General features: G+C 70.4%; 19 protein-coding genes and 1 pseudogene. 9 read left to right on the top strand and 11 right to left on the bottom strand.

Going from position 1 to position 21,309, the window contains the following annotated elements; translation table 11 throughout:
* Nucleotides 1–64 precede the first annotated feature (64 nt).
* Genes AB0G59_RS06945 through AB0G59_RS06935 form a run of 3 tightly spaced genes read left to right on the top strand, consistent with a single transcriptional unit; the run spans nt 65 to nt 2,088 of the window.
* Entirely contained in the window at nt 65–535 is a 471-nt protein-coding gene (locus tag AB0G59_RS06945; protein ID WP_071965324.1) for a septum formation initiator family protein, read from the top strand.
* A gap of 45 nt (nt 536–580) precedes the next feature.
* Entirely contained in the window at nt 581–1,120 is a 540-nt protein-coding gene (locus AB0G59_RS06940; protein WP_071965325.1) for a DUF501 domain-containing protein, read from the top strand.
* Nucleotides 1,117–2,088, top strand: a complete 972-nt coding sequence (locus tag AB0G59_RS06935; protein ID WP_360908840.1) for a Ppx/GppA phosphatase family protein — start codon at nt 1,117–1,119, stop codon at nt 2,086–2,088. The genes AB0G59_RS06940 and AB0G59_RS06935 overlap by 4 nt, the downstream gene beginning before the upstream one ends.
* A 74-nt stretch (nt 2,089–2,162) precedes the next feature.
* Here the strand turns inward: AB0G59_RS06935 and AB0G59_RS06930 are convergent, their stop codons facing one another.
* Both AB0G59_RS06930 and AB0G59_RS06925 read right to left on the bottom strand, forming a co-directional pair.
* Nucleotides 2,163–3,275 (bottom strand): protein-L-isoaspartate(D-aspartate) O-methyltransferase, encoded by a 1,113-nt coding sequence (locus AB0G59_RS06930; RefSeq protein ID WP_360908838.1) that lies wholly within the window; start codon nt 3,273–3,275, stop codon nt 2,163–2,165.
* A gap of 573 nt (nt 3,276–3,848) precedes the next feature.
* Entirely contained in the window at nt 3,849–4,199 is a 351-nt protein-coding gene (locus tag AB0G59_RS06925) for a hypothetical protein (protein WP_360908836.1), read from the bottom strand.
* Nucleotides 4,200–4,436: 237 nt separating this feature from the next.
* Here AB0G59_RS06925 and AB0G59_RS06920 point away from each other — a divergent pair, with 237 nt between their 5' ends.
* The 4 genes from AB0G59_RS06920 (at nt 4,437) to AB0G59_RS06905 (ending at nt 8,884) form a co-directional block, all read left to right on the top strand.
* Nucleotides 4,437–5,297, top strand: a complete 861-nt coding sequence (locus tag AB0G59_RS06920) for a helix-turn-helix transcriptional regulator (RefSeq protein ID WP_360908834.1) — start codon at nt 4,437–4,439, stop codon at nt 5,295–5,297.
* Complete coding sequence (locus AB0G59_RS06915) at nt 5,294–5,512, top strand: DUF397 domain-containing protein (RefSeq protein WP_360908832.1); 219 nt, start codon at nt 5,294–5,296, stop codon at nt 5,510–5,512. The genes AB0G59_RS06920 and AB0G59_RS06915 overlap by 4 nt, the downstream gene beginning before the upstream one ends.
* A gap of 516 nt (nt 5,513–6,028) precedes the next feature.
* Nucleotides 6,029–7,411, top strand: a complete 1,383-nt coding sequence (locus AB0G59_RS06910; protein ID WP_360908830.1) for an NAD(P)/FAD-dependent oxidoreductase — start codon at nt 6,029–6,031, stop codon at nt 7,409–7,411.
* A 162-nt stretch (nt 7,412–7,573) separates the two neighbouring features.
* The gene (locus AB0G59_RS06905; RefSeq protein ID WP_360908828.1) at nt 7,574–8,884 is read left to right on the top strand and encodes a cyclopropane-fatty-acyl-phospholipid synthase family protein; all 1,311 of its coding nucleotides are present in this window, start codon (nt 7,574–7,576) and stop codon (nt 8,882–8,884) included.
* Nucleotides 8,885–8,950: 66 nt separating this feature from the next.
* Here the strand turns inward: AB0G59_RS06905 and AB0G59_RS06900 are convergent, their stop codons facing one another.
* The 6 genes and pseudogenes from AB0G59_RS06900 to AB0G59_RS06875 all read right to left on the bottom strand — a co-directional run bounded on the left by AB0G59_RS06900 (nt 8,951) and on the right by AB0G59_RS06875 (nt 15,854).
* Nucleotides 8,951–11,470, bottom strand: a complete 2,520-nt coding sequence (locus AB0G59_RS06900; protein WP_360908826.1) for an FtsX-like permease family protein — start codon at nt 11,468–11,470, stop codon at nt 8,951–8,953.
* Between the two features lie 34 nt (nt 11,471–11,504).
* Nucleotides 11,505–12,287, bottom strand: a complete 783-nt coding sequence (locus AB0G59_RS06895) for an ABC transporter ATP-binding protein (RefSeq protein ID WP_071964119.1) — start codon at nt 12,285–12,287, stop codon at nt 11,505–11,507.
* Between the two features lie 224 nt (nt 12,288–12,511).
* The gene (locus tag AB0G59_RS06890) at nt 12,512–13,372 is read right to left on the bottom strand and encodes a carbohydrate ABC transporter permease (protein WP_360908823.1); all 861 of its coding nucleotides are present in this window, start codon (nt 13,370–13,372) and stop codon (nt 12,512–12,514) included.
* A gap of 142 nt (nt 13,373–13,514) precedes the next feature.
* Nucleotides 13,515–13,937: a CBS domain-containing protein gene (locus tag AB0G59_RS06885; protein WP_360908821.1), complete on the bottom strand. Its 423-nt coding sequence runs from the start codon at nt 13,935–13,937 to the stop codon at nt 13,515–13,517.
* 52 nt (nt 13,938–13,989) lie between these two features.
* Nucleotides 13,990–14,406, bottom strand: coding sequence for a CBS domain-containing protein (locus AB0G59_RS06880; protein ID WP_360908819.1), 417 nt, complete (start codon nt 14,404–14,406; stop codon nt 13,990–13,992).
* Between the two features lie 207 nt (nt 14,407–14,613).
* Nucleotides 14,614–15,854: pseudogene (locus tag AB0G59_RS06875) on the bottom strand (transposase).
* 174 nt (nt 15,855–16,028) lie between these two features.
* Between AB0G59_RS06875 and AB0G59_RS06870 the strand changes: the two are divergent.
* Nucleotides 16,029–16,835 (top strand): VOC family protein, encoded by an 807-nt coding sequence (locus AB0G59_RS06870; protein ID WP_360908817.1) that lies wholly within the window; start codon nt 16,029–16,031, stop codon nt 16,833–16,835.
* Nucleotides 16,836–16,965: 130 nt separating this feature from the next.
* On the top strand, nt 16,966–17,406 hold the full coding sequence (locus AB0G59_RS06865) for a hypothetical protein (protein ID WP_360908815.1): 441 nt from the start codon (nt 16,966–16,968) through the stop codon (nt 17,404–17,406).
* A gap of 55 nt (nt 17,407–17,461) precedes the next feature.
* Here the strand turns inward: AB0G59_RS06865 and AB0G59_RS06860 are convergent, their stop codons facing one another.
* From AB0G59_RS06860 to AB0G59_RS06850, 3 genes are all read right to left on the bottom strand, one after another.
* Entirely contained in the window at nt 17,462–18,778 is a 1,317-nt protein-coding gene (locus AB0G59_RS06860) for a hypothetical protein (protein WP_360908813.1), read from the bottom strand.
* 135 nt (nt 18,779–18,913) lie between these two features.
* Complete coding sequence (locus AB0G59_RS06855; RefSeq protein WP_360909337.1) at nt 18,914–19,798, bottom strand: sugar ABC transporter permease; 885 nt, start codon at nt 19,796–19,798, stop codon at nt 18,914–18,916.
* A 79-nt stretch (nt 19,799–19,877) separates the two neighbouring features.
* Complete coding sequence (locus AB0G59_RS06850; RefSeq protein WP_360908811.1) at nt 19,878–21,242, bottom strand: extracellular solute-binding protein; 1,365 nt, start codon at nt 21,240–21,242, stop codon at nt 19,878–19,880.
* Between the last annotated feature and the right edge of the window lie 67 nt (nt 21,243–21,309).

Genomic DNA, 21,309 nt, shown 5'->3' with positions numbered 1-21,309 from the left:
GGCCGCGGTCCCGTACCGTGTCCGGGGACGTACGTTCGTGGCGGACTCTTCCAGGGGAGGCGACGTGGGCGCGGACCGGTTCTCCACCGCGACCAGGCTCAAGGCGCTGGGCACGGCCCTCGTGCAGGGGCCGACCGCGGCCCGGATCTACCGCGCCGGGCCCCCGCGGCGCAGCCGGCTCACCGGCCGGGCGGCGCTGCTCGCCCTCGTCGTCTGCTCCCTCGTCGTCGCCCTCGCCTACCCCATGCGCCAGTGGGTCACCCAGCGTTCGGACATCGCCGAGCAGCGGCACCGCACCGAGCAGGCGCGGGAGCAGGTCAAGCGGCTGCGCGACGAGAAGGCCCGGCTCGAGGACCCGGCGTACGTGGAGCAGCAGGCGCGCGAGCACCTGCACTTCGTACGGCCCGGCGAGACCGGCTACACCGTGGCGGACGGCAGCGGCGGCACCCGCCAGCGCCGCAACGAAGGCGCCGCCGACCGCCCCTGGTACAGCAACCTCTTCGACGGCGTGGACACCTCCGACGGCCACCGCTGACCCTGCACATTCTTTCGACAAGACCGAGCGAGCACGAGCGAGCACATGGACACCCCTCCTCCGAAGACCGAGCCCACCGAGCCGACCGACGCCGACATCGCCGCGTTCAAGGAGCAGCTGGGGCGCCCGCCGCGCGGGCTGCGCGCCATCGCGCACCGCTGCCCCTGCGGTCAGCCCGACGTCGTCGAGACGGCCCCCCGGCTGCCGGACGGCACGCCGTTCCCGACGACGTACTACCTGACCTGCCCGCGTGCCGCCTCCGCGATCGGCACCCTCGAGGGCTCGGGCCTGATGAAGGAGATGCAGGACCGGCTGGCGACCGACCCGGAGCTGGCCGCCGCCTACCGGGCCGCGCACGAGGACTACCTCGCGCGCCGCGACGCGATCGAGGTGCTGGAGGGCTTCCCGAGCGCCGGCGGCATGCCGGACCGGGTCAAGTGCCTGCACGTGCTGGTCGGGCACTCGCTGGTGGCCGGCCCCGGCGTGAACCCCTTCGGTGACGAGGCGCTGGCGCTGCTGCCGGAGTGGTGGGCCAAGGGCCCGTGCGTGAGCCCGTGCGGCGAGTCGGGCGAGGGGTGCGCATGACGCGCGTCGCCGCCATCGACTGCGGGACGAACTCGATCCGGCTGCTCGTCGCGGACGCCGACCCCGCCACCGGTGAACTCAAGGAGCTCGACCGGCGGATGACGATCGTCCGGCTCGGCCAGGGCGTGGACCGCACGGGCCGCCTGGCGCCGGAGGCGCTGGAGCGCACGTTCGCCGCGTGCTGCGAGTACGCCGAGGTCATCGAGGCGCACGGCGCCCAGCGGGTGCGCTTCGTGGCCACGTCCGCCTCGCGGGACGCGGAGAACCGCGAGGACTTCGTGCGCGGCGTCGTGGAGATCCTGGGCGTGGAGCCCGAGGTGATCAGCGGTGACCAGGAGGCGGAGTTCTCCTTCACCGGCGCCACCAGGGAGCTCGCCGGGCGCGCCGACCTGGCCACCCCGTTCCTGGTCGTGGACATCGGCGGCGGCTCGACCGAGTTCGTGGTCGGCGAGGAGCACGTGCGGGCCGCGCGCAGCGTGGACGTGGGCTGCGTACGGATGACGGAACGTCATCTGGTCGTGGACGGCGAGGTCACCGACCCGCCCTCGGCCGCCCAGATCGAGGCGATACGGGCCGACGTCGAGGCGGCGCTGGACCTCGCAGAGCAGAGCGTGCCGCTGACCGAGGCCCGTACGCTCGTCGGCCTGGCCGGCTCGGTCACCACGGTCGCCGCGATCGCGCTGGGGCTGCGGGAGTACGACTCCGCCGCCATCCACCACTCGCGCGTCTCCCTGGAGCGGGTCCGGGAGATCACCCACGAGCTGATCGGCTCCACCCACGAGCAGCGGGCGGCGATCTCCGTGATGCACCCGGGCCGCGTCGATGTCATCGCCGCGGGGGCGCTCGTGCTGCTGTGCGTGATGGAGCGGACCGGCGCCCACGAGGTCGTCGTCAGCGAGCACGACATCCTGGACGGCATCGCTTTCAAAACAGCAGAACAGGCCGAGGCCGAGAAAAAGCGGCCCTGACCTGCGCTGATTCGTAGGCCGTAAACGTGAATGGCCCCGGCCCGCTGTACGCGGACCGGGGCCACCTCGTTGCTTCACACCGGCCAGGAGTCGCCCGGCATGTCGAGCCACGCCTCTTGCCCGTCCGGCGTCACGGTGAGCCCGAACCGGTCATGCGTCGGCTTGCCCTCCTTCTGCCACCACCGAAAGGCCGCTTCCACCTCGTCCCACAGCCGGCGCGGGCCCGCCTGCCAAACGCGGGCTTCTTCCCCTTCGCGGAACATCACGCAGGCCCAGGAGCGGTCACCCAGCCCGTAGAACCACACGGGGCGCGCGCCGTCGCGTGCGTCGGCCACAGCCTGAACGCAGTTCCGCACCCGGAGGCCCAGAGCGAAGGGGAGGGCGGTGTACCGCCCGGTGACGAACTCGGACTCGGTAATAGCCGTGGTGGAGGTGTCCGCATCGTCGAACGTGCCCGCCGGAACGTACTCCGCGTGCGGTCGCCGGGGCGAACGCTGGGCCCGGATCTTCATGAACTCCACCGGGCGGGTGAAACGGCCGAGTGCGATTCCGCCGTCCGCCCGCAGCCGGACCACGGCGTCCGCGTTGCTGTAGTGCGTGCCCCATGGGGCGACGATGAGCCCACCCTTACGGATCTGTGGCAGCCACACCCCTGGGGACTCCCGGAGCCCCACAGTGGCGAGGATGCGGTCGTACGGCCCGTGGTCCGCGTAGCCCTCGAACCCATCGCCGACGACCACGTCCGGGTACAGCCCGGCCGCACACAGTCGCTCGCGGGCCCGCATGGATACTGTGCGGTCGATCTCGATCGTGGTGACGCGTCCGCGCCCGCGTGAGCCCACACAGCGGTGGTACAGGGCCCCGGCGGTCTCACCCGTACCGGTAGCCACGTCCAGCACGTTCATGCCCTCTTCCGCGCCCAGATCCTGAAACAGCCCGTAGTTCACGGACGGCGCGGACGACGAGCTTGTCGACACGCGCCCCGGCGCGGTGCCGGAGTGCTCGCCGTCGTCCCACTGGGTCACGATGGGTTGGTTACTGTCCACGGCTGCGTACCAGCCGTCGGGGTCGGCGGTCCGGTCCACGGCGACGCTCGTACCGGATTCCATGTCCCACGGCCAGACCAGATCGGGCAGGAAGGCGGCCCGGTCCACCGCGGCGAAGGTCGGCGCCCAGTCCGACGACATTGCTTTCGTCTCAAAGAGGACGCGCCCCAGCTCATTTCGGCTGGGGCGCTCCACCTGCGGGTTGAACGTCACTTGCGGTGGTCCCCATCTCCCTCGGGGCTACTGCCGTCGGGGGACGGGGGATCGGACGGCGGCGTCCATGGCTGGCCGGGGTGTCCGTCCCCCTCGCCTTCGTCCTTGCTGTGCCCGCCGCCGGCGGCGGTTACGAACTGAATGTTCACTTTGTACCCTTTCGCTCATTCGGATGGGCACTTGCGCCTGCCCGGCCGCCGACCGTCCTCACCGCGTTGCGGGGTGGCGACCGGGCAGGGGTCTAGGGGTGGTGCGTGTGGGCCCGCGGGCACGCCGTTCGTGAGCTGTCTTCGGGCACCGGCTGAGAGGCGGGTGTGGGGTGCAGCACGGGAGCGTAGTGGGCGCGGGTCGCCGGGGACATGTAGGGAGTCGGCATTGCAGACGGGCCGGAGGTATGGGGAAGCGAAATCACGTGGCTCCGGGTCGGTCCGCCGACCGGCGCCCCGGGGGGCGTCGGTCGCGCGATGCGCCATGCTCGGCGAAGAAGGCGCCAGAGCCGACTCATGGGTGCATCACCCGCAGGTGGCGGCACATGGCCAGGGTGAGCAGGTGGGCGGCGTTGGCACGGCCCGCTTCCACCGCCTTCCTGCGCTCGACCTTGAGTCTGGCGATGTACTCACACCGCAGCGGGGTGACGACTTCGAGGGAGTCGCCGTCCGCCTCCCACTCGTGCCCGCCGTCGAGTCGGCGCAGCTGGTAGCGCGACTCAACCTTGCCCATGACCCTTCCGATGCGGTCCGTCTCGGAGTCGTGCACCACCCTGCCGACCCAGCGGTGCCCGATGCGGCCGGGATCGTCCGGCCTGCGGCGCTCAGGAGTCTGTGGGAACGAATGCGAATGCGTGATCGCCATGCAAAACCCCCTCTGGGCAGCACTAACCAACGCCGATTGTCGTCAGAGCGTGATCGTGCGGCGACGTTTCGTGTACGACAGAGTGCTCTTAACTCCAGCCTGTCGCAAGCCATCTCACGCACGAATGAGAATTTGCATATGCCCGTGTGAGTGGCGAAGGTCAAATGATCAACACAGATGACATGGCCAACGGGCAGGCGGCAGACTGGCCGACAGAACGCGATGATGGAGGGCAAGTTGAGCGCACCGACTGTGCGTCGCCGCAGGCTGGGGGCGAAGTTGCGAGCACTCCGCGAGGGTCTGGGGCTCACGCTCGAGGACGTCGCCGCGAGGGCTGACGGCAGGATCACCGTTGCGAAACTGAGTCGCCTCGAGACGGCGCGTACGCCGGCGAAATCTGCCGACGTCAAGATGTTGCTTGCCCTCTACGGTGTTGACGGCGGCGAGCTCTGTGCGGCGTTGCTCGCCCTCGCCAACGAAGGTGCCGCTCGCGGGTGGTGGCATTCCTACCGGGGTGTGTTGTCGCCTGTGTACGAGGATCTGATCTCTCTGGAGGCCGAGGCGGCTTCGGTGCGGTCGTGGCAGATGGGCGCGATCCCGGGCCTGCTCCAGACAGCGGAGTACGCCCGCGAGATCATCAGCAGTACCGCCATGTCGGCGGCCATCGAAGACAAGGTCGATGCGCTGGTGGAGGTACGCCTGGCTCGTCAGTCGGTGCTCACCTCGCGCGAGCGCCCGCTCGACCTGCGTGTGGTCGTCGGCGAAAGCGCACTCCACACGAAGTGCTCCGACGATGGCGTGATGCATGACCAGCTCACGCGCCTGCTCACGGTGAGTCGCCGGCCGAACATCACCATTCAAGTGTTGCCGGCTGGCGTCTCACCGCACGTGGGGCAGATGGGTTCGTTTTCCCTGCTGGGGTTCGCCGATCACAGCGACCTCGACGTCGTCCACATCGAGAGTCTGACGTCCGGCCTTTACGTCGAGGACGGTCAAGAGGTAGCCGTGTATCAGAGCGCTTTCGAACGGCTGAGCGTTGCGGCGCTTACGCCGGAAGCGTCCGCCGAGCGCATCGCAGAGATAAGGAAGACGGCATGACTCACGTTGATGACGCCTCGATACTTCCCGTGAGGTGGTGGAAGTCGAGCGCGTCCGGCGCGGTGTCCGACTGTGTCGAGGTCGGCATCGTAAGCGAGGAAGAAGAAGTGATCGCCGTGCGAGACAGCAAGCGCCCCACGGGGCCCGCGCTCCTGTTCGGCTATGGGCAGATGCGCGGCCTCGTCGTGGCGATTCGCAGCGGCAGACTCAGGTAGGGCGTGGCCGTTTGAACCGCGCCGGACGGTGACGACTGGCGTGCACCGGCGAGGGTGTCCGGCCGGGGGTCCGGGGGTTGTCCCCCGGTGTAAGCAGCCTTGGACGGCATCGCGTGGAGCGTGGCGTAAAGGGGCGTTCCGGACCCTTCGGGGGCCCGGTGGGCCCCTCTCCGGGGAATGTTCGTGAAATCCTTCACATGAAAAAGTGGTCCTAGGACCCCGGAATGAGGGCTTCAGACCCCCTTCCGGGGCCCGCGGGGCCTCCGCGGCCGGAAACGGTCCGGTTTCAGACGTGTTAAAGAAACGCTTATGCGGGCCGTCCACAGGCTGTGGTCCAGTCGCCCCGCGAGCCGCAAGCCCAGTTCAGCAGGGGTGATCAACGCCCCGGCGGACGGCTTGGTTCCATTACGGCGCCATGGCGTCGGTCACAGGGGCGGCGGAGTGTAGCAGACAGGCCCCGGCCCCTTGTGAAGGGGCGCACGAGCACCCCTCCCGAGAGTGCTGGATACTCGAAACATGAGCACCACGGAGCGTCCACGGATCCTCGTAGTAGGCGGTGGGTACGTCGGCCTGTACGCGGCGCGCCGCATCCTCAAGAAGATGCGGTTCGGCGAGGCGACCGTCACGGTCGTCGACCCGCGCTCGTACATGACGTACCAGCCCTTCCTTCCTGAAGCAGCCGCCGGCAGCATCTCCCCCCGCCACGTCGTGGTGCCGCTGCGACGCGTGCTCCCGAAGGCGGAGGTCCTGACCGGCCGTGTCACGACCATCGACCAGGACCGCAAGGTAGCCACGATCGCGCCGCTCGTCGGCGAGGCGTACGAGCTGCCCTTCGACTACCTGGTCATCGCGATGGGCGCCGTCTCGCGCACCTTCCCGATCCCCGGCCTCGCCGAGAACGGCATCGGCATGAAGGGCATCGAGGAGGCCATCGGCCTGCGCAACCACGTTCTCGAGCAGCTCGACAAGGCCGACTCGACCAAGGACGAGGAGATCCGCCGCAAGGCGCTCACCTTCGTCTTCGTCGGCGGTGGCTTCGCGGGTGCGGAGACCATCGGCGAGGTCGAGGACATGGCGCGCGACGCCGCCAAGTACTACCCGAACGTGAAGCGCGAGGACATGCGCTTCATCCTCGTCGACGCGGCCGACAAGATCCTCCCCGAGGTGGGTCCCAAGCTCGGCCAGTACGGCAAGGAGCACCTCGAGAGCCGTGGCGTCGAGATCTACCTCTCGACCTCCATGGACTCCTGCGTCGACGGCCACGTCGTGCTGAAGAACGGCCTCGAGGTCGACTCCAACACCATCGTGTGGACCGCGGGCGTCAAGCCCAACCCGGCGCTGGTCCGCTTCGGCCTGCCGCTGGGCCCGCGCGGCCACGTCGACACCTCCGAGACCCTCCAGGTCCAGGGCACCGACTACATCTGGGCCGCGGGCGACAACGCCCAGGTCCCGGACATGGTCGGCCGCAAGGCCGGCAACGAGAACGCCTGGTGCCCGCCGAACGCCCAGCACGCCCTGCGCCAGGCCAAGGTCCTCGGCGACAACGTGGTCTCCGGGATGCGCGGCTTCCCGCAGAAGACCTACGAGCACTCCAACAAGGGTGCGGTGGCGGGCCTCGGCCTCCACAAGGGCGTCGCGATGATCGTCATGGGCAAGATGAAGATCAAGCTCAAGGGCCGTCTCGCCTGGTACATGCACCGTGGCTACCACGGCATGGCCATGCCGACCTGGAACCGCAAGATCCGCGTCTTCGCGGACTGGACCCTCGCCATGTTCCTCAAGCGCGAGGTCGTCTCCCTGCGCGCCATGGAGAACCCGCGCGAGGAGTTCTACGAGGCCGCCAAGCCGGCCCCGCAGGCCGCCAAGTCCGACACGGCGCAGAAGGCCAAGGCCTCCTAGCCGGCACCGCATTCCTTCGAGGGCGTCCACCAATCCGTGGGGTGGGCGCCCTTGGCGTTTTCGTTGACCTACCCTGTCCGAAGAGGGACTGCAGCACGGCCTGTTGGTGTTTAGGTGTTAGGTGAATCTATCTCCTGACACTTCATCATGGAGGTGTGCGACATGGCCGAGGCCGCTCGACGGCTGACCACACTCGCGGAACAGGTCCTGGGGGCCCCGCTCCCGGTCCGGGTGCGCGCCTGGGACGGCAGCGAATCCGGACCGCCCGGCACCCCCGTCCTCCACGTGCGCCGGCGCCGCGCCCTGCGCCGCCTGCTGTGGAAGCCGGGAGAACTCGGGCTGGCACGCGCCTGGGTCGCCGGGGACCTCGACGTCGAAGGCGACCTCTACCAGGCCCTGGAACTGCTCGCAGGGCACCTGTGGGAGCGCGACGAGGGATCCGGACCCCGCAGCGGCCCCGCCGCCCTCCTGAGCGCCCTGCGCGACCCCGCCCTGCGCGCCGCCGGCCGCGAGCTGCTCCGCCTCGCCGGACCGCTGCCACCGCCCGCACCGCCGCGCGAGGAGGCCCGCACCGGCGGCGGCCCGCTGCACACCGTGCGCCGCGACAAGCAGGCCATCAGCCACCACTACGACGTCGGCAACACCTTCTACGAACACGTCCTGGGCCCCTCGATGGTCTACTCCTGCGCCTACTGGCCCGGCCCGGACGCCACCCTGCAGGAAGCCCAGCGCGCCAAGCTCGACCTCGTCTGCCGCAAGCTCGCCCTGCGGCCCGGACAGCGGCTGCTGGACGTCGGCTGCGGCTGGGGCTCGATGGCCCTGCACGCGGCCCGCGAGTACGGGGTGCGCGTGGTCGGCATCACCCTCTCCGAGGAACAGGCCGCGTACGCCCGTAAACGGGTCGCCGAGGCCGGTCTGACGGACCGCGTGGAGATCCGCGTCCAGGACTACCGCGAGGTCCACGACGGGCCGTTCGACGCCCTCTCCTCCATCGGCATGGCCGAGCACGTCGGCTCCGCGCGCTACGCCGAGTACGCCGCCGAGCTCCACGCCCTGCTCGAGCCCGGCGGCCGGCTGCTCAACCACCAGATCGCCCGCCGCCCGCTGCGGGACGAGGCGGACTACCGCGTCGACGAGTTCATCGACCGCTACGTCTTCCCCGACGGGGAACTGGCGCCCGTCGGCCGCACCGTGGCCCAGCTCGAACAGGCCGGCTTCGAGGTGCGCGACGTGGAATCGCTGCGCGAGCACTACGCCCTGACCCTGCGCGCCTGGGTGGCCAACCTGGAGGCCCACTGGGACGAGGCCGTGCGCCTGACCTCGCCGGGCCGGGCCCGGGTGTGGCGGCTGTACATGGCCGCCTCCGCGCTGGCCTTCGAGCGCAACCGCATCGGCGTCAACCAGGTCCTGGCCGTACGCACCCCGCCGAGCGGCGGGAGCGGGCTGCCGCTGCGCACCCGCGACTGGCGCTGAGCACGCGCGAAGGGCCCGGTCCGCCTGGACCGGGCCCTTCGCTCTACTCCTCGTCCTCCGCGGCCGCTACTCGGCCTTGATGGCGGACAGCATGTTCAGCTTGGCCGCCCGGCGGGCCGGCCACAGCGCGGCCAGCACACCGACCACGGCGGACAGCAGCAGGAAGACGCCCATGCGCTCCCAGGGGAGCACCAGCTCATAGGTGCTCAGGCCCTTCTTGATGAGGTCGCCCGCGGCCCAGCCGAAGAAGACGCCCAGCCCGATGCCCATCACACCGCCGAACAGCGAGATGATCAGGGACTCCAGGCGCACCATGCGCTTGATGCCCTTGCGGTCCAGGCCGATGGCGCGCAGCATGCCGATCTCCTGCCGGCGCTCGAAGACCGACATCGCCAGGGTGTTGATGACACCGAGGACGGCGACGACCACGGCCATGGCCAGCAGGCCGTAGAGCATGTTGAGCAGCAGGTTGATGCCCTTGGAGATGCTCTCGGAGATGTCCTGCTTGGTCTGGATCTGGATGGCGGGGTTGTCGCCGAGGGCCTTGGCCAGCGAGTCCTTGGCGGCCTCGCTGGTGCCGGCCTTGGTCTTGACCAGCACCTGGCGGTCGTCGATCTGGCTCTGGTGCGGGGTCAGCGTCTTGGTGTCGACCATGATGCCGCGCATCAGGTCGTTGCCCTTGTAGACGCCGGAGACCGTCAGGCTGCCCTTCTTGCCGTCCTCGAAGGTGACGTCGAGGGACGAGCCGACCTTCCAGTGGTTGGTGCGGGCCGTGGCGTCGTCGATGACGACCTTGTCGCCGGAGAGGCCGGCGAAGGAGCCGGCCGTGAACTCGAGGTTCATCAGCTTGCCGATGGTGGCGCCGTTGACGCCCATGAGCTCCCTGCGCTCGTCGGCGACGGAGGACCAGGAGCTGCGCAGCGGGCTGGTGGCGGCGACGTCCGGGTGCGTGGAGAGCTTCTTCTCCACATCGGTGGACAGCGGGGTCATGCTGGCCATGGAGACGACGTAGTCGGCCTTCATGGAGCCGGTGGCCATCTTGTCGATGGCCTGCTGCACGCTGCCGGCGATCACGGTCATGCCGGTGATCAGGGTGAGGCCGATCATCAGCGCGGAGGCGGTGGCGGCGGTGCGGCGCGGGTTGCGGACCGCGTTCTGCCGGGCCAGCTTGCCGGTCATGCCGAACGGGCGCAGGAGCGGGGCCGCGGCGGCGATCACGGGGCGGGACAGCAGCGGGGTCAGCACGAAGACGCCGATGAGGACCAGGCCCGCGCCCAGACCCATCATGGTCGAGCTGGAGGCGGTCAGGACGGTCGCGGCACCGATGGCGGTGATGACGCCACCGATGGAGTTGCGCACCACCAGGGACTTGGTGGTGGCCACCGCGTGCACGCTGTTCATCGCGGCGACCGGCGGGATCTTCGCGGCGCGGCGGCCGGGCAGCCACGCGGCGAGCATGGTGACGACGATGCCGACGACCAGGGAGGTCAGAATCGTGCTCGGGGCGATCACCAGCGGGCCGTCCGGGATGGTGGCGCCGGTGCCGCTGATCAGCGACCGCAGGCCGGCACCGATGCCGATGCCCGCGAGCAGGCCGGTGACGCCCGCGACCGAGCCCACGACGAACGCCTCGATGAGCACCGAGCGGGTGACCTGGCGGCGGCTGGCGCCGACCGCGCGCATCAGCGCCAGCTCCTTGGTGCGCTGGGCGACCAGCATGGTGAAGGTGTTGGCGATGATGAAGATGCCGACGAAGAGGGCGATGCCCGCGAAGACCAGCAGGCTGGTGCGCATGCCGTCCATGCCCTGGGCGATGATCCGGCTCTGCTCGTCGGCGAGCTCCTGGGCGGTGGTGGCCTCGGCGTCCTTGGGCAGGATCTTCTCGACGGACGCCTTGAGCGCCGTCTGGGAGGTGCCGGAGGCGGCCTTCACGTCGATGCGGCCGAACTCACCGGGCTTGGCGTAGAGCTTCTGCGCGGTGGGCGTGTCGAACAGGGCGAGGCTGCCGCCGGCGGAGACGTTGCCGTCGTCGGTGGTGAAGATGCCGGAGAGCTTCTGCTTCAGGACGGGGCCGTCGACGGACACCCGGACGGTGTCACCGATCTTGTAGCCGGCGCGCTCGGCGGTCTTGGCGTCCAGCGCGATCTCGCCGACGCTCTGGGGGGCGCGGCCGCTCTTGAGCGGGTAGCGGGGGTCCTTGCCGCCGGCGGCGGGGTAGTAGTTGGCGCCGGAGGAGGAGAAGCCCTCGCCTATGAGCTTGCCGTTCTTGTCGGCGATGGCGGCGAAGCCGTTGACCGAACCGGTGGCGGAGGCGGCGCCGGGCACCTTGGCGGCCTGGTCCAGCAGGCGCTGGCTGAGCTGCGGAACGGCGCCGGGGTTGTCCTTCTCGCTGCTCTTCCGGTGGGGCTCGATGGCGACGTCGACGCCCGTGAAGCCCTTCTCGGAGCTCTTCTTGTAGGCGTCGGAGATGGTCGAGGTGAAGACCAGGGTGCCGGAGACGAAGGCCACGCCGAGCATGACGGCGAGCACGGTCATCAGCAGCCTGGCCTTGTGCGCGAGCACATTGCGCAGGGCGGTGCGGAACATTGAGGTCAGTCCTGAAGATCGAATCCGGCGGGGATCAGCTCGTGCGGCCCTTGGCGTCGAAACGCTTCATGCGGTCCAGGACGGCGTCGGCGGTGGGCTCGCGCAGTTCGTCGACGATGCGGCCGTCGGCGAGGAAGACGACGCGGTCGGCGTAGGAGGCGGCGACGGGGTCGTGGGTGACCATGACGACCGTCTGCTGCAGCGCCCGCACGGACTCGTGCAGGAAGCCCAGCAGCTCGGCGCCGGAGCGGGAGTCGAGGTTGCCGGTCGGCTCGTCCGCGAAGATGATCTCCGGCTTGGCGGTGAGGGCGCGGGCCACGGCCACGCGCTGCTGCTGGCCGCCGGACAGCTGGCTCGGCCGGTGCGCGAGCCGCCCGGACAGGCCCAGCGTCGTCACGATCTGCCGCAGCCACTCCGGGTCCGGCTTGCGGCCCGCGATGTCCATGGGGAGCGTGATGTTCTCCAGGGCGGTCAGGGTGGGCAGCAGGTTGAACGCCTGGAAGATGAAGCCCACCTTGTCCCGGCGGAGCCGGGTCAGCTGCCGGTCGCCGAGCGAGCCGAGCTCGGTGTCGCCGATCCGGGTGGAGCCGGAGGAGATGGTGTCCAGGCCCGCCATGCAGTGCATCAGCGTCGACTTGCCGGAGCCGGACGGCCCCATGATCGCCGTGAACTCGGCCCGGCGGAACTCCACGGAGACCGAGTCCAGGGCTGCCACCCGGGTCTCGCCCTGCCCGTAGACCTTGCTCAGCCCGGTGGCGCGAGCGGCGATGACACCGGCGGGCGTGTGGGGGGTGGCGTAGGCGGCCGTGTGGGACACGAGGTCTCCTCCGGGAGGTACGTGGGGGGTGGGGACGTTGGAATCAACAGTTCCAATTCTCGGAGCGGCAGCCTCGGCGAGCGTCAGCCGTACGGCCGGAAAACGGCGTCGTGCTCTGGGCCTGTGGTGCCGGTGGGGCGTAGTACTGCAGACGGACGTCGTCATCCTGAAGGCGCACCGGACCGCCTGCGGGCGGAGGCGGGCCGGCGGCGGGCGACGGCGGGTCAGCCCTTTACCGCGCCCCCGAGTGCGAAACCTCCACCGAGGCGGCGGGCGATGAGCGCGTACAGCACGACCACGGGCGTCGAGTAGAGGAGGGAGAAGGCCGCCAGCTGTCCGTAGGCCACCTGCCCGTAGTTCCCGAAGAAGGTGAAGATGCTGACGGACGCCGGCAGTTGGTCGGGGGAGAGCAGCAGCATGAACGGAACGAAAAAATTGCCCCAAAGCATAATGAAGCAGTAAATGGTCACGACCGAGAGGCCCGGGCCCATCAGCGGCAGGATCACCCGCACCAGCGCCTGCAGCCGGCCCGCGCCGTCCGTCCAGGCGGCCTCCTCCAGGATGACCGGCACGCCGTCCATGAAGTTCTTCATCAGCCAGATGGCGAACGGCAGTTGGGCGGTGGCGAGGAAGAGTGCGGTGCCGTAGACGGTGTCGATGAGGTTGATCCGCACGAACAGCCCGTAGACGGGCACCATGATCGCTGTCAGGGGCAGACAGGTCGTGAAGAGCACCCCCAGCAGATACGGCCGGGTGACGCGGGAGCGGTAGCGCGAGAGCGGGTACGCGGCGAGGGCGGCGCACACGATCGTGAGCAGGGTGGCGCCGCCGCACAGCAGCAGGCTGTTGAGCATGGGCCGGAAGGTGATGTCCTCGGTCAGCACCGCCGAGAAGTTGTCGAACGTGGGGTCCTCGGGCGCGCGCACCCGCAGCCCCGCCCCTGAGTCGACGGAGGCCAGCAGCAGCCATACCAGCGGCACGGCGAACGCGCCCGCCACGACGAGCAGCGCGGCGTCGGCGGCGAGCCGGTGGGACGGGCCGGGACGGTAGCGGCGGCGGGGGCGGCGGGCGAGGAGCGGGCGCATGGCACCTCCGGGCGCGACGTGCGCGGACAGCCGCTCGGAGGGTAGCGCGGGGCGGGGGTGCGGGGGCAGGGGGCCGGGCCGCACTTCACCCCGCGCCCTGTCCCCGGGTGGAGCCGGCGCGCCCGTCGGCCGCCGCGCCCGCCTACTTCGCCGGTGAGTAGATGTGGCCCGCGAACTCGGCGACCTGGGCGTCGGGCAGGTGGCGGGCCAGGTCCGCCTCGCTGATCATGCCCACCAGGCGCTTGTTCTCGATCACCGGGAGACGACGGATCCGGTGGCTCTCCATCTCCTGCAGGACGTCCTGGACGTCGGCGTTCGCGTCGATCCAGCGGGGCGTGCCCTCGCAGAGGTCGGCGGCCGTGCACTTGGACGGGTCGTGCCCCAGGGCGAGGCACTTCACGACGATGTCGCGGTCGGTGATGATCCCGCACAGCCGCCCGTTGTCGTCACTGACCGGCAGGGCGCCCACGTTGAGCATCTTCATCACCTGGGCCGCGCGGGGCAGGGTCTCCTCGCGGGTGATCCACTGGGCGCCCGGATGCATGATGTCCTTGGCCTTGGTCATGGTCTGTCCGCCTCCTCGGAGGGTGTCGTAGCCGTCGGCTGCCGGGTGGCAGTCAGCGGGCGTAGACCAGCTCCGTGAACTCGGCGATCTGTTCGTCCGTGAGGTGCTGGGCCAGGTCGGCCTCGCTGATCATCCCGACGAGACGCTTGTTCTCGATCACCGGTATCCGCTTGATGCGGTGGCCCCCCATTTCGTGCAGGACGTCCTCGACGTCGGCGTTCGCGTCGATCCAGCGGGGCGTGCCCTCGCAGAGGTCGGCGGCACGGCACTGGGAGGGGTCGATGCCCTCGGCAATGCACTTCACGACGATGTCGCGGTCCGTGATGATGCCGCACAGCCGCTCGTTCTTGTCGGCGACCGGCAGGGCCCCCACGTTCAGGTCCCGCATCAGCTGGGCCGCGACGTCCAGGGTCTCCGTCTGGGGTATCCACTGGGCGCCCTCGTGCATGATGTCCTTGGCTGTCGTCATGATCGTCCTCCTCCGAGCGCGAATGCCTCTCGAGTCGTCTGCGTCGTTGACAGCACTCTCATCGTCTCCCGCACCCTGGCCCCCGGCTATCGGAGGCTTACTCCGTTCAGGGGGCCCGTCGCGCCCTCCGGCGGCCGGTACGCCCTGCCCCCGCGCGCCGGGGGCGTACGAATGTCCGTACTGGGCTGTCAGTGGCCGGTGCCAGAGTCAACTTGTCCCGGCCCTGAGGGACCGGGCTTGGAGGTAGTGCCCAACTGGCTGCTGGGTTGGCTCCTCCGTCCAGACACCCGCTATTGGGGTGGCAGGGACGCGTGACTCACGCCCCGCGGTCCACACGGTCTCGCCTTTGCGGCCGATGGTGTGGGACGCGTTGTCGTCCGCGTGCATGAGGGCCCCGCAGGACCGGCACGCGAACGTTGCTTGATCGACACGGTTCCTCCGGTCGGTATAGCCGCACTCGGAGCATTGCCGGCTGGTGTACGCCGGATCGACGTACACCAGTGGCACCCCAGCCCGCTTGGCCTTGTACTCGATGTACTGGCCGAGCTGGAGGAAGCTCCACGAATGCAGGGGAGTCCGCTGGTCCTTGCGGAGCCGTACCCGGCTTCGGATGCCCGTGAGGTCTTCGAGGCGATACCGGAGCCGGTGCGTTCAGCGGTGGTGACGATGGTCTTGGAGATGATGTGGTTGACGTTGGCGGTGTGCCGGGCTTCCTTGCGGGAGCGCTTCTTGAGGAGGCGCTTCGCGGACTTGGTGCCCTTGGCCCGGAGCTTCTTCCGCAGTGCGAGCTGTCGTTTCCGGTGTCGGTTCAGGCCGCGCCCGGCAACCCGGTAGCCGGTGGAGGTGGTGGCTATGTTGTTGATCCCGAGGTCGACGCCGATGAACCCCCTGGGCTCGTACTGCTCGGCCTCGGGGACATCGCAGACGGCGATCAGGTAGAACACGCCGCCGCGTTCGATCAGGTCGGACTCGCCCTTGCGGTGCTCGCGGAGCATCTTGAGCGCGTCCAGGGCGCAGGCGAAGCGGACGTGTCTGAGCCGCCCGGCCGTGGTCCAGATCGACACCGTTCGGGCGTCGTACTGCCAGGACAGGCACCGGTCGTCATACGGCTGGGCGGCATCGGCCCGGAATGCGATTGGCTTCGACTCCGCCTTGGCCCTGCGCTTCGCCCCCGGCTTGCCCAGGTTCCCGGCGCGGATGTTCGCCTTCAACGTGGTGTAGGCGTCCCGCGTCTTCTTGATGGTGTGCTGGGCGGCCTGCGCACCCAGCCCACGCGCCTTCAACTCTGCGTAGGTGTGCTTGCGCAGCTCGTACTCACGCGGCACACCGCGCTCGAACGCCACAGCGGACACCCAGTTCGCGGCCTCGTTGACCGCGTGCAAGGTCGCCCCAAGTGCCGCTGCCTGTACGGCATCCGGCATGAGTCTGACCTGCACGACGAGCTTCATGCCGGCAACCTAACAGCAGGTACTGACAACGGGGCCGGATCCATGCTCCCCTGCACGTCCGAGCAGTCCGGAGAAGCGATTCCTCCCGGGCGTAAACGCCCGGAGTTCCTCGCTAGATCCCGCTGAAATCCGGCCGGGGGAACCCGGCGGAATCCGTCGAAGGGGCACACCGCCATGCTCACCACTGACTTTGTCACCGGCGCACCGTGTTGGCTCGACCTCGGCAGTCCGAACACGGAGGGTGCCGCCGACTTCTACGGCGACGTCTTCGGCTGGGAGTTCCGGTCGGCGGGGGAGGAGGCGGGCGGCTACGGCTTCTTCCAGGTGGACGGCAAGAACGTCGCGGCCCTCGGCCCGCTGACGGAGGAGGGCGCGAGCTCGGCCTGGACCGTCTATTTCCGGACACCGGACGCGGACGCCACGGCCAAGTCCGCCGAGCAGGGCGGCGGTACGGTGCGGGTGGCGCCGTTCGACGCGATGGAGGCGGGCCGGATGGGGTGCCTCACCGACCCGGACGGCGCCGAGTTCGCCGTCTGGCAGCCGGCGGCCGTCCAGGGCCTGGAGAAGGTCACCGACCAGGGCTCCCTGTGCTGGGCCGAGCTCCACACCGGCGACCCCACGGCCGCCAAGGCCTTCTACCGCGGCCTGTTCGGCTGGCGCTCCGAGGACGTCAAGGTCCCCGGCATGACGTACACGGTCCTGTCCACCGCGGCCGGCGAGGACCAGCAGAAGGCCTCCTTCGGCGGCGTCGTCCCCCTCCACGAGCCCGCCGAGAAGCCGCACTGGCTGCCGTACTTCGAGGTCCCGGACGTCGACCAGGTCGTCGCCCGGACCCAGGGCAACGGCGGCTCGGTCCTGATGCCGGCCGCCGACGCGCCCGACATCGGGCGCATGGCGTGGCTCGCGGACCCCTACGGCGCCCCCTTCGCGGTGATCAAGAGCGTGACGCCGCCGGCGGAGCCGGCGCCTTCGGCGGGCTGACGGGTCCGACGCCGGGCCGGCGGCCGGCGGCCATGACCTCGGAGGTCATTGAGCCCCCGGCCCCCGCGATGTCACGGTCTCCCCAGACCGGGCCGGGTCAGGCCCCTGCCCACGGACAAAGGAGACCCGCATGAGCACCCAGGCCATGACCGCCCGGCGTTCGGCGGCCGGCAAGAGCGCGGACCTGCTGCGCATCACCCTGCGCATCGACGGCTGGGCCTGCGCCGGGCTGGGCGTCGTCCTGCTCGCCGGCTGCAAGCTGCTGAGCGACCCCCTGGGCCTGCCCACCACGTGGTCGGTCGCCCTCGGGATCGTCATCCTGGGCATAGCCGCCGGGATCGCCTTCATCGTCCGCCACGAGCGGACCCCGTCGGGCCCCGCCGCGGCCGTCATCGCCGTCAATTCCCTGTCCTTCGTGGGGTTCCTGGCGCTCGCCTTCACGGACGTGGTGCCGCTCACGGGCCTGGGGACCGCGTTCATGGTCCTGACGGCGGTGGTGGTCGGGCTCTTCGCCGACGTCGAGTTCGTCGCGCTGCGGCGTGCCCGGGCCGCGGCCGCCGTTCGGGTGTGACCCGCACGAGCAATGCGGCGGGGGCCCGTTGCCCATGCGGGCCCCCTGGCCGTGCCTAGGCGCCGACCGTCGCGGCGGGCGCGTCGCACGCCACGCCCCGCAGGGCCGCGTCCAGTTCGGCGCCGAGCCGGCCCATCAGGGCGCGGGTGTGGACGGCCGTGTCGTACTCGACCTGCACGGTCAGCCGCCCGTCGTAGGTGAACGCGGTCAGCTTCGGCGGCATCCCCGCCGCCATCGTGTACACCTCGTCGCGGACGATCCGCAGACCGGGCGGGGTCGGGTGCCCGGGGACGAGGCCGACGTTCGAGACGGCGACGGTGGGCGGGGCGCCGAGGGCCGCCGCCCCCTGATCCGTACGGGCGCGTTGGACGGCGAGCACGTAGCGGGCCGGGTCGCGGTCGGCCAGGGCGCGGCGGGCGTCGGCGGACATCATGCGGCCGAGTGCGACGGGATCCGCGCCGGCCGGCACCGGCAGCAGGGTGCCGAACCCCGAGGCGCAGTTCAGCACTGTGCTCGCGGGCAGCTCGGGGCGCAGGGTGCCGCGCAGGTCCGCGGCGTTGCCGCAGACCAAGGGCAGTTCCCCGGAGGCGGGTGCGAGCTGCGTTCTGACGGCGGCGAGTACGGCGCCGCACAGCAAGCTGTTGACGGTCAGCCCGTGCGCGCGGGCGGTGGCCATGAACGCCGCGGTGGTGTCGGGGCCCAACTCGATGCGGTCCAGGGCGAAGCGGCCGAGCGGGTCCTCGCCCGTACCGTCGCCGTCCGTCGGCAGCGCGGCCGGCACCGGACCGTCACCGGCGGCGGCCCCGGCGAGCCGGTCGAGGAACGCGGTGACCTCCGCGTCGGACACGACGGCCGGGAGCCGGGTGTCCACCGCGTCCGGCACGCGGTGCCCGACCACGACCGGCAGCCCGGCGCCGGAGGCCAGGGCGGTGTAGCGCCGCCACAACTCGTCGAGCAGCGCGAACACGGACCGGCCGTCGGCTATCCCGTGGTGGATCGCCAGGACGACCCGGCTCTGCTCGCCGTCCCGCATCAGGTAGCCGCGGAAGAACCCGTCCGCCCAGTCCTGCCGGGAGTTGATCAACGCGAGGTACGCCGCGTCGCCCCCGTCGACGACGTCGAGCCGCGGCCGGAAGCCCTCCCTCACATGGAACGCCGGGGCCCCGCCACTGCCCGGTGCCACCCGGCAGCGCAGCAGCGGATGCCCGGCGGCGAGCTCGTCCAGGACACGCCGCAACAGACCGGCGTCCACCGGCCCCCGCACGACCGAACCGACGTAGACCGGCAGCCCCGCGACGGGGACGCTGCCGAACCGCGCCGCCGCGCTGAAGTAGCCGGTCTCGAAGGGGGACAGCGCGCGCTGCTCGGTCATCTCGTACTCCTCGGTGGGTGATCGCCTTCCCCTCTACCCTCGTCGACCGGCGCGCGTGGAGGAATGAGGCCAGCACCCGGCCCCGGGGGTGGTGCCAGGCCCCCGGGAGCGGTGCGGTTCAGCGAACGGCGACGCTCAGGTCTCCTCCCGCAGCAGCCGGACGTACACCGCCGCGAACACCGCCCCCACCAGCAACAGCAGCAGCGCCACCGCCGTTCCGTAGCCGATCAGCGCCTTGAGGAACGCCTGGTCGTACATGAACACCGGCAGCGTCTGGCTGCGGTTGCCGGGGCCGCCGCGGGTCATGGCCCAGATGAGGCCGAAGACGGACAGCGTCTGGAGGGTGTTGAGCATCAGGTTCGTGCCGATGGAGCGGCGGATCATCGGCAGGGTGATGTGCAGGAAGCGGCGCAGGCCGCTCGCGCCGTCGACCTCCGCCGCCTCCGTGACGTCGCGGGGGATCTCCGCGAGGGCCGCGGAGTAGACCAGCATGGAGAAGGCCGTGCCGCGCCAGACGTTGGCGAAGGAGACGGCGAGGATGGGGAGGGTGAACAGCCAGTTCTGCTGCGGGAGATGCAGCCACTCCAGGACGGCGTTGAGGGTGCCGCGCCGGTTGAAGAAGGTGTAGAGCAGGAAGCCCGCCACGATCTCGGGCAGCACCCATGCCGCGATCACGACGGTTCCCGTCAGCGTGCGGACGCCCTTGGACGCGCGGCGCATCAGGGCCGCCAGCGCGAAGCCCAGCGAGTTCTGGCCCACGATCGACGACAGGACCGTGAAGAGGAGCGTCAGCAGCACCGCGTTGCGGAAGTCCGGGTCCGCGAAGGCCCGGCGGAAGTTGGCGAAGCCGACGAAGGAGGCCGACGCCTGGCCGGTCAGCTGGGTGTCGGTGAAGGCCAGGTAGACGCAGTAGGCGATGGGCCCGGCGAGCAGGAGCAGCAGCAGGGCCGTCGCCGGGGCGAGGGGCAGCCAGCGCACGGCGGTACGGGCGCGGCGGGCCACCGGCCCCCGTCCAGGGATCGGTCCAGGGCCCAGGCCTGTGCCTGCGCCCGGCGGTGCGGTCGCGGTCACGGTGTCCCCCTTCCTTTCGTCCGCCCCCTCATCGCGTCGTCACGCCCGACGCGCCCGCGATCGACGTCAGCCGCTCGTCGTAGCGGCGCGCCGCCTGCGCCACGTCGGCGTCCCCGGTCGTCACCGACTCCATCGCCTCCTGGATCGCGTGGGAGACCTGGGGGTACACCGGAAGCGCCGGGCGGTAGTGGGTGTGCTCGACGAGGCTCGTGAAGAATTCGATGCCCGGCATCGACTCCCGGTAGCGGCGGGCCGACGCCACGTCGTCCCGTACGGCGATCTGCGCGTCGCGCACGGTCCACTCGGTGGCGTTGGCGGTGTTCTGCAGGGTCTCGATCACCTGCCAGGCGAGGTCGGCCTTGGCGGACTTGGCGCTGATCGACCAGGTCCAGCCCCCGGAGAGGCTGACGCGGCCCGGCGCCTTGCCGTCCTTCGTGGGGAAGGCGGCCCGGCCCATCACGTGGGACCACTCCGGCCAGGGGCGGGCCCCGTTCGCCAGCCAGTTCTTGCCGAGCCAGGAGCCGTCGAGGGCGATGGCCAGCTTGCCGGTGGGCAGCCATTCGGTGGCGACGACGGTGGAGACGTTCGGGTCGAGCGCGTCGGAGGGGTCGGGGCCCAGCTTCTCGGAGTAGACGGTGCGGACGAAGTCGAGGGAGTCCTTGAAGCCCTGGCCGCCCACCACCCACTTCTTCTCCGCCGGCCGGTAGAGGGGGTCGGCCCCCGTCCCGTACAGCAGCATCTCGAAGCCCTGCATGGTGGCGGCCTCGCCCGGGCCCTTGCCCGTGTAGACGTTGAGCGGGATGACGCCGGGGACCTTGCGCTTGATGGTGCGGGCGGCCTCGAGGACGTCGTTCCAGGTGTGCGGCGCCCAGTCCTCGGGCAGCCCGGCCCTGGCGAAGACGCTCTTGTTGAACCACAGGCCTCGGGTGTCCGTGCCGTCCGGCACCCCGTACGTCCTGCCGTCCTCCGCCTTCGCCGACGCCTTCGCGGCCTGCTCGAAGTGGTCCCAGGGCTTCCAGTGCGCCAGCTTGTCGTCCAGCGGTCTCAAGTAGCCGCTCTTGATGTCGGAGTTGATGAGAAACGTATCCTCACGGACGACGTCCGGGGCCGTCTTCGGCGACCGCATCATCTGCTGGATCTTGGCGTAGTAGTCGTCCTGCGAGGCCTGGATCGGGACGAGTTCGAGCTTCTTGCCCTGGTGGTCCCGCTCGAACTGCTTCTTGATCCCGGCCAGGTAGTCGTCCATGATCCGGACCTTGTTGTCCGTGCTGCGCGGGTAGGCGATCTTCACGGTGTCCGGATCGCCGCCGGATCCGCCGCAGGCCGTCAGCGACGCGGTGGTGAGAGCGGTGGCGAGGGTGGCGACGAGGAGTACGGGGGTGGTGGGGCGCACGGCACGACCTCCTGCACCTTGGGATGTCGAGTCGTACGTTCCCCCGGCGACCCCGCCGCACGCGTGC

Source organism: Streptomyces sp. NPDC021096, assembly GCF_040641275.1.
GTDB lineage: Bacteria > Actinomycetota > Actinomycetes > Streptomycetales > Streptomycetaceae > Streptomyces.
This window is presented reverse-complemented; position numbering and strand designations above follow the sequence as displayed.